The sequence below is a fragment of the Sulfurimonas sp. genome (assembly GCF_016744025.1).
GTDB lineage: Bacteria > Campylobacterota > Campylobacteria > Campylobacterales > Sulfurimonadaceae > Sulfurimonas.
Map to the genome: position 1 here is coordinate 1 of NZ_JADGFC010000085.1, position 11,482 is coordinate 11,482.

The 11,482-nt window shown below is 31.6% G+C and carries 13 protein-coding genes; 7 read left to right on the forward strand and 6 right to left on the reverse strand.

Annotated elements, in window-relative coordinates:
* From QZZ48_RS11100 to flgB, 4 genes are all read right to left on the reverse strand, one after another.
* Nucleotides 1-1,669 (reverse strand): penicillin-binding protein 2 (locus tag QZZ48_RS11100; protein ID WP_294965687.1); only part of this gene is annotated, 1,669 nt, incomplete at its 3' end.
* Between the two features lie 95 nt (nt 1,670-1,764).
* Entirely contained in the window at nt 1,765-2,073 is a 309-nt protein-coding gene (gene fliE, locus QZZ48_RS11105) for a flagellar hook-basal body complex protein FliE (RefSeq protein WP_294965690.1), read from the reverse strand.
* Between the two features lie 26 nt (nt 2,074-2,099).
* Entirely contained in the window at nt 2,100-2,591 is a 492-nt protein-coding gene (gene flgC / locus QZZ48_RS11110; protein ID WP_294965693.1) for a flagellar basal body rod protein FlgC, read from the reverse strand.
* 9 nt (nt 2,592-2,600) lie between these two features.
* The gene (gene flgB / locus QZZ48_RS11115) at nt 2,601-3,032 is read right to left on the reverse strand and encodes a flagellar basal body rod protein FlgB (protein ID WP_294965696.1); all 432 of its coding nucleotides are present in this window, start codon (nt 3,030-3,032) and stop codon (nt 2,601-2,603) included.
* Nucleotides 3,033-3,232: 200 nt separating this feature from the next.
* Between flgB and QZZ48_RS11120 the strand changes: the two genes are divergently transcribed.
* The 3 genes from QZZ48_RS11120 (at nt 3,233) to QZZ48_RS11130 (ending at nt 6,042) form a co-directional block, all read left to right on the forward strand.
* Complete coding sequence (locus QZZ48_RS11120) at nt 3,233-3,586, forward strand: type II secretion system protein (RefSeq protein WP_294965699.1); 354 nt, start codon at nt 3,233-3,235, stop codon at nt 3,584-3,586.
* 150 nt (nt 3,587-3,736) lie between these two features.
* On the forward strand, nt 3,737-4,171 hold the full coding sequence (locus tag QZZ48_RS11125; protein WP_294965702.1) for a prepilin-type N-terminal cleavage/methylation domain-containing protein: 435 nt from the start codon (nt 3,737-3,739) through the stop codon (nt 4,169-4,171).
* 14 nt (nt 4,172-4,185) lie between these two features.
* Complete coding sequence (locus QZZ48_RS11130) at nt 4,186-6,042, forward strand: primosomal protein N' (RefSeq protein WP_294965705.1); 1,857 nt, start codon at nt 4,186-4,188, stop codon at nt 6,040-6,042.
* 65 nt (nt 6,043-6,107) lie between these two features.
* Here the strand turns inward: QZZ48_RS11130 and QZZ48_RS11135 are convergent, their stop codons facing one another.
* Both QZZ48_RS11135 and QZZ48_RS11140 read right to left on the reverse strand, forming a co-directional pair.
* Nucleotides 6,108-6,674: an NUDIX hydrolase gene (locus tag QZZ48_RS11135; RefSeq protein WP_294965708.1), complete on the reverse strand. Its 567-nt coding sequence runs from the start codon at nt 6,672-6,674 to the stop codon at nt 6,108-6,110.
* Entirely contained in the window at nt 6,667-7,860 is a 1,194-nt protein-coding gene (locus tag QZZ48_RS11140; protein WP_294965711.1) for a peptidoglycan DD-metalloendopeptidase family protein, read from the reverse strand. The genes QZZ48_RS11135 and QZZ48_RS11140 overlap by 8 nt, the downstream gene beginning before the upstream one ends.
* Nucleotides 7,861-7,951: 91 nt before the next feature.
* On the opposite strand from QZZ48_RS11140, the gene QZZ48_RS11145 reads away from it, so the two are divergent.
* The 4 genes from QZZ48_RS11145 to QZZ48_RS11160 form a co-directional block, all read left to right on the forward strand.
* Nucleotides 7,952-8,728: a plasminogen-binding N-terminal domain-containing protein gene (locus QZZ48_RS11145; RefSeq protein WP_294965714.1), complete on the forward strand. Its 777-nt coding sequence runs from the start codon at nt 7,952-7,954 to the stop codon at nt 8,726-8,728.
* Nucleotides 8,721-10,106, forward strand: coding sequence for an FAD-linked oxidase C-terminal domain-containing protein (locus QZZ48_RS11150; protein ID WP_294965716.1), 1,386 nt, complete (start codon nt 8,721-8,723; stop codon nt 10,104-10,106). Before QZZ48_RS11145 ends, QZZ48_RS11150 begins: the two co-directional genes overlap by 8 nt.
* Nucleotides 10,107-10,116: 10 nt before the next feature.
* Complete coding sequence (locus tag QZZ48_RS11155; RefSeq protein WP_294965719.1) at nt 10,117-10,950, forward strand: YihY family inner membrane protein; 834 nt, start codon at nt 10,117-10,119, stop codon at nt 10,948-10,950.
* A gap of 9 nt (nt 10,951-10,959) precedes the next feature.
* Nucleotides 10,960-11,482: hypothetical protein (locus QZZ48_RS11160; protein ID WP_294965722.1), on the forward strand; the 523-nt coding region annotated here is incomplete at its 3' end.

The following is an 11,482-nucleotide window of genomic DNA, read 5'->3' on the forward strand; positions in this document are numbered from 1 at the left end:
GGCTACTCTTTGGCTGTATAACGACAACTCCCATTGTGTATTTATTTTGTTTATCATTACTAAATCCTAAAAAAGTAGTGTTATATTTATTAACATATTGACCTTTTTCAACAATATGGGCTGTACCAGTTTTACCTCCAATAATTAAACCATCTATCCTAGTTTTTCTACCTGTTCCTTCGTTTACTGTTTTGATTAAAATCTTTTTAATTCTATTGGCAGTTGAGCTTTTAATAACTTGTATCTGTTCTTCATTTGCGATAATGATTTTTTGCCCTCTGGCATCTATAAAACTATTAACAATTTTTGGCATAATTATTCTGCCATTATTGTTAAAAGCACTATATGCACGAATTAGTTGCATGAGGTTTGCTCTCATTCCATAACCATAAGATGAAGTTGCTTTATAAATTTCGTTGTTAAGTCTTTTGATACTTGGAATTGAACCAGTTTTTTCATATATAAGATCATTGGTAGATTTTTTTGTTAAACCAAAGCTTTTATAACCTTCGTTTAGCTCAAGACCAGATAATTTTTGAACAAGTTGAGCTATTCCAACATTAGATGAGTGTACAATAACATTCTCTGCACTAAGCCAGTCATACTTATGCTCATCAGTTATGACTTTTCTTCCTATTTTAAAACGACCATTATGTCCGTTAACTAAGTCATAAGGATTCACAAGACCTTTATCAAGTAAGAGAGCAAAGGTAAGAGTTTTTATTACACTCCCAGGCTCAAAACTATACTCTGTCATTGCGCTATTTAAAGATGGATAATCACTTCTCTTGATATCTTTTGGCAAAAATCTGTTGGAGCTGGCCATAGTAATAACTTTACCATTTTTAGAGTTCATAATAACTATGAGAATCTGCTTTGCATCTATTTTCTTTTTCATAGCATCTAGCATTTTCTCTACTCTTATTTGAAGACCTACTGGTATATTTAGTTTGATATCAAGACCATTAATATTTGGTTTTGAGAAGCTTTCTTTATTTAAGATGATGTAACCATTTACATCTCTTTTACCTTGGCTTAGCTCATTTTGTTTAGCAGAAAGAGCTTCTTCAAATCTTTTCTCTAAACCTTTGACACCTTTTATATATGTATATCCATTTTCTTCTAACTTATGTGGGTACCCGATGATAGGAGTCATCAGACTGCCATATGGATATTCTCTACTCTCTCCACTCTCAATAACACTTAAACCATGAAGAGTTGATAATCCTGTTCGAGGATTTTTTCTTTCAATAAAAACTTTATAACGTCTAAGCTCATATGCTAACTTTTTAAGATATTGTGCTCTTTTTTCAGGAATATTGTAGCTCAAAACAACAACACCTTTTCGTTTAGAGAGCTTTTTACTAATCTCTTTAGAATCAATACCGGAGTAGATACTAAAGAGTTCAGTAAATAATTCTATTTTTTGTGGGTTAATGTAGTGCGTATTTACAACAGCCTTATATAATTTTTTTGTAGTGGCTATGTGAAAACCATCAGCACTAATAATTGAGCCTCTCTGTGCTATAGAAGTGTTCTTTGTATATAAAGATGGAAGATGACGATATTTTAATACAGTCAGTAGCATTACGCTTAAAAAGATTAAAAAACCTATACTGATAAGCATATATAGAAGAAATATTTTTTTACTTTTATTTTGGTTTTTCAAATTAGTTACTTTTTTATGTAGATTATATCATAAGAGTTGCAGATTATTAGCTTTGAAAAAGCTAAAGCTTGTAGGAAAAATAGAGCATATACTAATTAAAGTTGTGTTCTACCTAGTTCCTTATAAGCGTTAAGAGCCTTGTTTCTAATTTCTAACATAAGCTTCATACTTGTCTCAGCTTTATTTATCGCAAGAGCAGCTTGATGAAGGTCTTTAACTTGCCCAGTTGCCATATCACCAATAGCAGCTTCACTGTTTTCTTGAAGTTCATTTACTTCATTAAGTGCGGATTTTAAATGACCAGCGAAATCTCCACTGTTAGTACCATCTAGTTTACTTTTTTGTTTTAAAAGTTCTGCTGTTGATGTTCCTGATAAGGCATTTATTTTTCCAAATTCACTCATACTATTTCCTTTTTAATACCCTATTTTTACTGCAATAGTGAAATTGCAGAGTTTGCCATATTTTTCGAACTCTCAAATGCAGCTACATTTGACTGATATGAACGAGTTGCTTCTACTAAATCGGCCATTTCGATCACAGGATTAATATTTGGGTATGCAACATAACCATCTGCGTCTGCATCTGGGTGAGTTGGGTCAAATTTCATCTTTGGTTCACTGTCATCTCTGGATATTTTATCTACTATAACACTCATTATAGCAGGATTCACTTTTTTGCCAAATTCACCTTCATTAAGAGGATCTTCATATTTGGCACTATCACTCATCTTTCCAAGGGCTTTATTGAACTGTTCATTAAAGTCAATAGCTTTAAAAACGACTTCTTTTCTTCTGTAAGGACCACCTTCTTCGGTTCTTGTCGTTTGAGCATTTGCGATATTTTGAGAGATAGTATTTACACGAACACGTTGAGCACTTAAGCCGTAACCGCTAATATCAAAACTACTTAAAAATGACATGTCTTATCCTTAATTTACTTTAGCTGAAGCATCTATAACACTTTTGAAAATCATGCCATCTTTTTTATTTGCTTGAATTAGAGCGTTAAACATAATTGAGTTTTTACTCATCTCTGTTGTCTCAACATCTAAGTCAACACTATTTCCATCGTTTCTTGCCATATGCCCATCTCTAAAAAAAGTTGTAGGTTTATAGTTTCCTTTTTCATTTTGAAGAGGAATGTGTGCGCCATCTGTGTTAGCTAAGGCAAGTTTATCACTGCCTTCATTTAAGAGGTCCGCTTTTTTAGCAGAGAGAGCATCTGCAAAGCTAATATCTCTTGGTTTGTAAAAAGGAGTATCAGCATTTGCTATGTTTGAAGATATCATATCTTGTCTCATAGCTCTGTAATCTAGGGCATCTGAGATCAATCCATGTGTACGTGATATTTCAACACTCATTGCAACTCCTTTTTGTTTAAATTTTTATAAGCAAATATAGTTCCATAGTTGTATGTTTATTGTAATGTGTGAATTATATATAACTTATAATAAAATATAACTCATTAATATCTATTCTTAAGCTTTTATTAATGTATTTTGGTGAATAATATTTCTAAGGTTATTAGAATAACCCAATTTATTTAATTCAAGGAGTTCTTATGAAAAGAGCTGGTTTTACTATGATCGAATTGATCTTTGTTATCGTTATTTTAGGTATTTTAGCCGCTGTGGCTATTCCAAAGCTTGCTGCTACTCGTGATGATGCAGAATTCTCTAAAATGCTAGCAAATACAGGTACTTGTATAAATGATATTGGTGCTGCATATACAGCAACTGGAAGTGACATTAATGCTACATCATTAAGTTCTAATACCGCATGTGTTGCTGCTAATGGACATGATGACGCTACGATTTCAGTAGCTTCTGGTACATCGATTACTGTTGTTATTGACAATGTAGTATCAGATTTAGAAGGTACTCATGATTTTGGTGGTACTAACGTAACTTATTAATTACTTTATTATTTTACATTCCCAAGTTTTCCTTGGGAATAAATTTCGTTAAATCTTCTTCTTTACAAAAATCATAAACCAAAACTTTTAATCTAAAAAATGTTAATATCTCATATTAATAATATAAAGCTTTCTTTCAAGGAAAACCTCATGCAAAAATCTAAAAACGCCTTTACTATGATAGAAATAGTTTTTGTAATTGTTATCTTAGGTATTTTAGCAGCTATAGCTATTCCAAAATTCGCAGCAACTCGTACAGATGCAGAGATAGCAAAAGGTCGTTCAGATATTGCTTCTATTCGTTCCGCTATTGTAAGTGAGAGACAAGTAAGACTCATTACCGGTGATTCTGATTATATATCTGGAACAAATTTAAATGTTGGTGGTCTTTTTGGTGGTGTGCTAATGTATGCAATAACAGATAGTACAGAGAGTGGACATTGGACTAACACAGCTGAAGCAAATGCTACAAATACCTATGACTATAATGTAGCCGGAACTAATGTAAGCTTTACATATACTCAAAGTGATGGTAAATTTATTTGTACATCTACAGATACTTACTGTTCAGAACTAACTGAGTAGGTTTTTATAATAAATTGAACTTTTATAATATCTCACTTCTAGGTTCTCCTCTTGAAGCATTCACATACTACTCGCTAGAAACTATAGATATAGGCACTAAAGTAAGTGTAAATGTAAGAAATAGAACTGTAAATGGTGTTATTATTTCTTCAAAAAATGAACCTGAATTTAAGACTTTAGAAGTATTGCAAATCAGTGAGTTTATTTACTCAACTAAACAAATACAACTTGCTAAATTCATTTCAACCTATTATGTATGTTCTTTAGGCGAAGCACTTGGAGTTATGACACCTTTTTCTTGTCTTCATACAGATTTAGACGTTGAACTTGAAAACGAAGATAAAGCCTTACTTGCAGATATAACTCTCTCAGCAAATCAAGAAAAAGCATTAGAGTATTTAAAACAACATAAAGTTTCTCTTCTTTTTGGAGATACTGGTAGTGGAAAGACAGAAATATATATGAAATATTTCGAAGAGATGATAGTATCTGCTAAACGTTCAATTTTTCTTATGCCTGAAATATCTTTGACTCCACAAATGAGTCAAAGATTAGAAAAACACTTTGGTGAAGCAGTTGTAATGTGGCATTCAAAACTAACACCTCTGCAAAAAAGAAAAGCTGTAGAGAAGATTTATAATGGCAGTGCAAAGATAATAGCAGGTCCACGCTCAACTCTTTTCTTACCAATAAATGATTTGGGTCTGATTGTTGTAGATGAAGAACATGATGATAGTTATAAGGCATCTTCAAGACCTCGTTATAACGCTAGAGATATAGCTATCTATATGGGTAAGCTTTATAATGTTCCTGTTGTTCTTGGTAGTGCCACTCCATCTTTAAACTCATTTACTAAATTTCCATACTTTAGACTTAAAGGTGGATTTTTCAGTGCAAATAAAGAGTTTATTTATGAGAAATCAGTTGAAAGCTTATCTCCCTTAATTTTTCAAAATATAAAAAAGACTATGGAAGATAAAGATCAAGCAATTGTCTTTGTGCCAACAAGAGCTAACTTCAAGTATCTTGTTTGCCAAGATTGCGGTCACACAGCTAAATGTGTGTTTTGTAGTATTGGGATGAGCATACATCAAAAATCCCATGCACTAAAATGCCACTACTGTAACTATACCCAAGCAATTCCTCAAATATGCTCAGAGTGTAGAAGTCCATCTTTAGTTAGTTCGCGTTTAGGAACGGCTGAAGCTGTAAAAGTTATTAGTGAAGAGTTCGTAGATGCAAGAGTAGAACAGTTTGACAGAGATGCTATAACAACAGCTAGTAAGTTAAAAAAAGCTCTTACACGTTTTAATAATCATGAAACGGACATACTTGTTGGTACTCAGATGTTAAGTAAAGGGCATGACTATCATGGTGTTACTTTAGCTGTAGTATTGGGTATGGACAATATGCTAAATATGAGTGATTATAGAGCTAGAGAAAAAGCACTATCTTCTCTTATTCAAGTCTCGGGAAGAAGTGGTAGAGCTAAAAATGCAAAGGTTTTAGTTCAGAGTTTCAATGAAGAGTTTTTTAGTACTTTTATGAATAATTATGAAGAATTTTTAGAAGATGAAAAAATTTATAGACAAGATTTGTATCCTCCATATAAAAAACTATGTCGGGTTCTCTTTTCTCACAAGAATGGAGCAAAAGCACAAGAACAAATGTATAAGATGCAAGCGCAACTCTCAAGTATTTCTAACATAGAAGTGGTTGGTTTTGGTAAGTGTGCTATTGAGAGAATTGCAAATAAATATAGATTTGAGATTCTTCTTCGTTCTGATAAGAGTACGGATTTAATTAAAGCAGTAAATCAATGTAGAGTTGATTTAGCAGAAGTTGACATGGATCCAATAGAATTCGGCTAAAAAATCAAAATATTTATGCATCTTCGTCGTTACTGCCTAGAATCTATACAAATATTTTAATTTTCTTATTTTTCACTTTTATTTTCAAAAAACCAATAAAAACCCATCATAAGACCTGGAGTTTTTTGGTAAGATTCATCAAACATAAATTCTTTTGCTTTAGATAAAGGAATATACAAAACTTCAATATTTTCTTCTTCAAGTCCACCACCCTCACTTATTTTCATAGTATCATCTATAGATGCAAAGTAAAAAGTTTGTTTAGCTCCACTAATTCCTACACTTGTATAATAAGAACTGACTCTTTGAATATTCTCAAGTGCTACATCATAACCACACTCTTCAAGAATTTCTTCTTTTGCTATTTGTATATTTGAAGTGTCTTTATCAACTATACCTGCGCATAATTCATGTGTCATACCATCAGTTTTATTTGCATTTAGAACAGGGACTCGTAGCTGTTTTACAATTACAAAAGCTTTTTTTTGTGTATGGTAAAGTAGAATGGCAACACTGTCATGGCTTATAACAGCTTCCCATACTTTTTTCTTTTCATTTTGAGTGTAGTTTATTTTAATAGGTCTTATATAATTAGGGTTTGAGAGTTCTTCTATAGAATCTATATTACTCACTTAAGTTACCATTATAAATATAACAAACACTTTCTACTTTTTGAGGTTTTGCAAATTGAGTTTGATTTTTTAGGTGCAAGTTTACTCTTTGGTCATAATTTTCTTTAAGTTTTACAAATGCTTTTTTCTCTTTGCCTTTTAGCTTCTTTGTAGTAACTTGAACTACGCGAAGAGGATTTATCGCACGACCTCTTTTTCTAAGCTCAAAGTGAAGGTGTGGACCAGTTGAACGTCCTGTATTTCCAACGTATCCTATAGTATGACCTTTTTTAACATACTTACCTCTTTTTATACCTCTGCGAAATGATTTCATATGTGCATATCTAGTCTCATATCCATCAGCGTGACGTATCTTTACAAGGTTACCATAACTTCCTAGCCTAGCTGCATATACGATTCTTCCACTTCCTGCAGCAACAATTGGTGTTCCACGTCTTGCTGCATAATCAATTCCTAAGTGAGATTTCCATTTTTTTAGTATGGGATGAAATCTTCTTTTTGTAAAATGTGATGAAATTCTAGCACCGCGAACTGGACGAGCAAGTAAAAAACCTTCAACTTCATGTCCTTTTGCATCATAATATCTATCGTCATCATTTAAATATATGAAGTGCTGTTTATGCTTCATCTCAATCATTGCAACCTTTAATATAGGCATAGAAAAAGGACGACCAAGGCGATATTTTTGATCATAAACCATAACAAGTGTATCACCTTTTCTGAGGTCACGTTTGAAATTCAATGAGTTTCTAAAGTTGGATACAAAAATTTGAGCTAATTTGTTAGAGCCAGTTGCTTTAATAATATCATAGTAAGGAGAATTGTTTATTTTTATAGTAAATGCTTCGGTTTTTGTATTACTTACAATAGGAATTGCTTCAAAATGATACTCATTTTTGTCTTTATAAATATGAATTTGAAGTTCATCATTTAAAGGAAGTAGTACTTGCTCAATCATGCCCTTATCATCTTTGAGTATCTGGCAATGAACACCTGTTCTCATCTCCGCAGTTAACCTTTGATCATCTACGTCTAGGTCATAGTAAAGTTTTTTTATAGGAAGTTTTTGTTTTTCCAAGAAGACAAGGTATGATTCATTTTTAATCCATCGAAACCGTTCAACTTCAGAGCCAAAAACAGTAGTAGTTAATAAAAAAAGTAATAAAAGTATAGAAAATCGTATCATAAATTATAAGCCTAAAAAAAATATTTTGTAACCTTAACCAAAATTGGCTTAGTTAAGATATAATTGCCTTATATAATTGAAAAGAGAGTTGATGAAATATATAGTTTTAATTTTAGTTCTTACATTCGAACTGATGGCTGGAGTTGTTAAGTCACCTATCATTAGTGTTGATTTAGAAAATGATATTGCTACAATAAAAATAGACAAAATAGATGTTGGTATGAGTGGTTTTATTTCTCATAAAATTGCCGATGGTCACACAGTGATATTAAAAAAGATAGAAGTTAGTAAATTTGATGCTCAAAATAAAATAGCAACACTTAAGATGAGTCCATATGAAGCCTTAGCAAATAATGCATTACCAACTGGTAAATGGGAAGTAAAAATTGGAGATAAGGTTACTTTAGCTTTTGGATACACAAGAGGTTTATTAATATCTCCAACAGAAGAGATTTATCATAGAATTACAAAGAGTGTAAAGAACTTACAGTGGGTTCATTCTGATATTTTTGCAACAATGATATCTTTTAATGGTCACCCAACACCTTTAAGAAAAGATTTTACAGAGTTTTCAATAGCTACTTCTGTAGGACTTATATTTATATATCTTGAAAAAAAGCTTTATACATTAGACGCTAAAAGTTTTAAAATACTAGCAATAACAGATGCAAAGCTAAAACAAGAAACTCCTAAACTTCCTTTTTACACAAGAGTTCAAGAGATAGATGCAGCGTGGTGGGGAGAAGGAAGTGATGAGTTGACATCTTATGAACCATACTATTACGAACTTCTAAGCGAAGCTAACCCAGACAAGAAAGAGCTACAAAAGATAATTGATAATTTTAAAGAAAAGGATTCAAATGATTGATTCAAAACATTTAAAATATTTTTCTAATATTGTTGGAGATGATAATATTTACAGTGACAAAGCACACCTTATTGCTTACTCTTATGATGCTACAAGAGAGCACTTTGAGCCAGATGCTGTGGTTTTTCCAAGAAATGAAGAAGATATTAGTGAAATTTTAAAGTACTGTAATGAGCATAGAATAGTTATTGTTCCTCGTGGTGCAGGTAGTGGTTTTACAGGTGGAGCACTTCCTAGTTCAGGAGGTATTGTTCTTGGTTTTGAAAAACATATGAATAAGATACTTGAGATAGATGTTAAAAATATGGTTGCTATTGTTCAACCAGGTGTTATAAATATGGATCTTCAACGTGCAGTAGAAGAGATAGGTCTATTTTATCCGCCAGATCCAGCAAGTCAAGAGTACTCAACTCTAGGTGGAAATGTAAGTGAAAACGCTGGTGGAATGAGAGCAGCAAAATATGGAATCACAAAAGATTATGTAATGGCTACTCGTGCAATCCTTCCAAATGGTGATATTATTAAAGCCGGAAAACGTACTATTAAAGATGTTGCAGGTTATAACATAAGTGGTATTCTAATCGCATCTGAGGGAACTCTTGCTGTTCTTAGTGAAATCACTCTTAGACTTATCCCAAAACCTAAACTTACTAAAACAGCTATGGGAATATTTCCAACTGTAAACGATGCTATGGAAGCTGTATATAAAACAATGGCAAGTGGAATAACTCCTGTTGCAATGGAGTTTTTAGATAACTTGACTATTCGTGCAGTTGAGAAAACTTTTAATAAAGGCTTACCTATAGATGCAGGAGCACTTTTAGTTACAGATGTTGATGGAAACTTAGAAGATGATTTGAACTTTCAACTTACTCAAATAGAGAAAGTTTTTAAAGAGAACGGTTGTTCTGATTTTAAAATTGCAAAAAATGACAAAGAAGCTGCTGATATTTGGTTTGCTCGTCGTAATGCATCTCCAGCACTTAGCGTTTATGGAAGTAAAAAATTAAATGAAGATGTAACAGTTCCTCGTGCCGTTCTTCCTAAACTACTTGAGAAGTTTTATGCGATAGCTGAAAAATACCAAATCAATATTCCATGTTTTGGTCATACAGGTGATGGTAACGTTCATACAAATGTAATGGTAGATGGAAGTGACCCTGAGCAGGTAAAAATTGCTTACAAGGCAATAGAAGAAGTTTTCCAAGCAACTATTGACTTGGGTGGAACTTTAAGCGGTGAGCATGGAATAGGGCTTGCAAAAGCACCTTATATGCATATGGCTTTTACTGACGAAGAGATGAATCTTTTTAAATCTATTAAAATGGCATTTGACCCTAACAATATTTTGAATCCTGCTAAGATGGGGCTAAACTAAGGAAACGTAAATGATTAGTAGTAAAATTGATGCTAAATATATTTATAGGCATGTGAAGTTTTTTATAAGCACATTTGTCGATAAAGAGTTAACTCTATTTGCTGCTAGTCTAAGTTTTTACACTATCTTCACAATTATCCCTCTTCTTCTAATCATGTTAACACTTTTAACATCTCTGCCTTCATTTTCAGAACATTATGAGAGTATAAAAATATTTATATTTTCTAACCTAATGCCAGTGAATTCTGAAGCAGTAATGGGTCATATTGATGGTTTTCTAGCGAACTCTGCAAAGATGGGAATAATTGGTCTAACAATGATTTTAGTAGCTTCACTTCTATTTTTTAAAAACTTTGAATATATTGCAAATAAGATATTTCATGCAAAGCAAAGAACTCTTTGGGAATCTGTTACAACTTACTGGACTATGCTAACTCTAACTCCTATAGCATTAGGAGCATCTTTTTATATCACTGCAAAGTTAGCCATAATGATAGAATCAAATACTCTGACTTCGGGAGTAAACATACTTCCTATTATTCCATATATTATTATTTGGGGATTGTTTTTTTTGATATTTCAAATTGGGGCAAACACAAAGATAAATCCTAAAGCATCTTTAATCAGCTCATTTATAATCTCCATAGTATTTAGCATCTCTAAAAATGCTTTTATAGAATATGTTTTTTATAACAAATCGTATACAACTATGTATGGTTCTTTTGCAATTATGATGTTTTTGTTTTTATGGATTTATGTGTCATGGATTATTTTTATCTATGGACTAAAACTATGTTATATGATAAATCGTATATATCAAAATAGAGAAGCTAAAACAGATTAAAGGTGTGAAATGAATATAAAAAAGATTATTAAATTGAGTTTTATTGTTATTGTTATTTTAATTATATCAATTGCCTCTATTAATAAAATTGTATTTAATGAAATAAAAAATAATACAAAATCAAAAGATTATATTTCAAAATTGATTTCTATTCAAGAAAATATGAATAGATTAGTTCTTGATTCTATTTTAGTGACAAATATTGAATCCTTAGAAGTAATAGAAGCTTCATTTATAAAAGAAGAGAAAAAATTTGAAAAAGTAAAAGATGACTTTATTGGACGAAAAGATACTTTTTTTGTTCCTTATTCAAAAGATTTAAATATATTTTATCAAAATGAAAAAATTATTAAAGATAAATTTGAAAAAATATATAAACTAGAAAAAAGAAAATTAAACTTAAAAACCGAGTTTAGTAAGTTTTATCCATTAGAAAATAGCTTACGTAAAACAATGCAAAAAGATATATGGAAATATAAAAAACTTGAAATTATAAAGAATTTTGCGGATTTAAAGTATTACAGTAAAGAGG

Bases quoted from the DNA above. Each gene is read 5' to 3' on its own strand.
- fliE (WP_294965690.1), bottom strand. From the start codon at position 2,073: ATGAGTGAATTTGGAAAAATAAATGCCTTATCAGGAACATCAACAGCA.
- flgC (WP_294965693.1), bottom strand. From the start codon at position 2,591: ATGTCATTTTTAAGTAGTTTTGATATTAGCGGTTACGGCTTAAGTGCT.
- flgB (WP_294965696.1), bottom strand. From the start codon at position 3,032: ATGAGTGTTGAAATATCACGTACACATGGATTGATCTCAGATGCCCTA.
- QZZ48_RS11120 (WP_294965699.1), top strand. From the start codon at position 3,233: ATGAAAAGAGCTGGTTTTACTATGATCGAATTGATCTTTGTTATCGTT.
- QZZ48_RS11125 (WP_294965702.1), top strand. From the start codon at position 3,737: ATGCAAAAATCTAAAAACGCCTTTACTATGATAGAAATAGTTTTTGTA.
- QZZ48_RS11140 (WP_294965711.1), bottom strand. From the start codon at position 7,860: ATGATACGATTTTCTATACTTTTATTACTTTTTTTATTAACTACTACT.
- QZZ48_RS11145 (WP_294965714.1), top strand. From the start codon at position 7,952: ATGAAATATATAGTTTTAATTTTAGTTCTTACATTCGAACTGATGGCT.
- QZZ48_RS11150 (WP_294965716.1), top strand. From the start codon at position 8,721: ATGATTGATTCAAAACATTTAAAATATTTTTCTAATATTGTTGGAGAT.
- QZZ48_RS11155 (WP_294965719.1), top strand. From the start codon at position 10,117: ATGATTAGTAGTAAAATTGATGCTAAATATATTTATAGGCATGTGAAG.